A 1,069-nucleotide genomic window follows, 5' to 3' on the forward strand; every position below is an offset into this window, starting at 1 on the left:
GCCCCCGGCAGGCAGCGGTCTGGGCCCTCGGCCGGACCGCCGCACTCGAACACCCGGGACGCTGGGGCGGCCTGGTCGATCTTCCGGAGGCCCTCGACCACCGCGCGGCCCGGCGGTTCGCGGCCGTCCTCGCGGGCACCCACGCCGAAGAGGACCAGCTGGCCGTGCGCGGCGCGGGCGTCCTCGTACGCCGTCTGCTGCGCGCCCCCCAGGGACGGCCGACGCGGCCCGCGCCCGCCTGGCAGCCCCACGGCACCGTCCTGATCACCGGCGGCACCGGGGCCCTCGGCGCCCACGTGGCCCGCTGGCTCGCCGGGGCCGGAGCGGACCACCTGGTCCTCACCAGCCGCCGGGGAGCGGCCGCGCCCGGCGCCGCAGAGCTCCGCGCGGAGCTGGAGGAACTCGGAGCCCGGGTCACCGTCGAGGCCTGCGACATCGCCGACCGGCAGGCCGTGGCCCGGCTGCTGGAGGGCCTCCCGCAGGAGCGCCCCCTCACCGGCGTCGTCCACGCGGCCGGCGTCGGCACCCCGGCCATGCTGGCCGACACGACCGCCGAGGCGTTCGCCGGCGTCCTCGCCGCCAAGACGGCCGGCGCCCAGCACCTCCACGAACTGCTGGCCGGCCGGGACCTGGACGCCTTCGTCCTCTTCTCCTCGATCTCCGGCGTCTGGGGCGCGGCCGGGCAGGCCGCGTACGCGGTGGCCAACGCCTCCCTCGACGCCCTCGCCGAACACCGCCGCGCCCAGGGCCTGCCCGCCACCGCCGTCGCCTGGGGCCCCTGGGCCGGCGGCGGCATGGTCGAGGACGGCGACGCCGAGGACCGGCTGCTCAAGCGCGGACTGCCCGCCCTCACCCCACCGTCGGCGATCGCCGCACTGCGCGCCGCCCTCACCCGGGACGAGACGACCGTGACCGTCGCGGACGTCGCCTGGGAGCGCTTCGCGCCCTCCTTCACCCTGCTGCGGCCCAGCCCGCTGCTGAACGGAGTCCCCGAAGCCGTCGCCGCTCTCGCCGAAGCGGCGGGCGCCACGTCACCCGGAGGCCCGGACGACGGCGCACTCCCCGAGTT

1 protein-coding gene is annotated in these 1,069 nt (G+C 78.6%); it reads left to right on the forward strand.

Annotation, left to right across the window (positions count from 1 at the left end):
• Window positions 1–1,069, forward strand: a 1,069-nt coding sequence (locus VR44_RS39930) for a beta-ketoacyl reductase (protein ID WP_045952599.1), incomplete at both ends; no start/stop codon positions are given.

Origin of the sequence: Streptomyces katrae (assembly GCF_000966975.1) — a bacterium.
Lineage (GTDB): Bacteria > Actinomycetota > Actinomycetes > Streptomycetales > Streptomycetaceae > Streptomyces > Streptomyces katrae.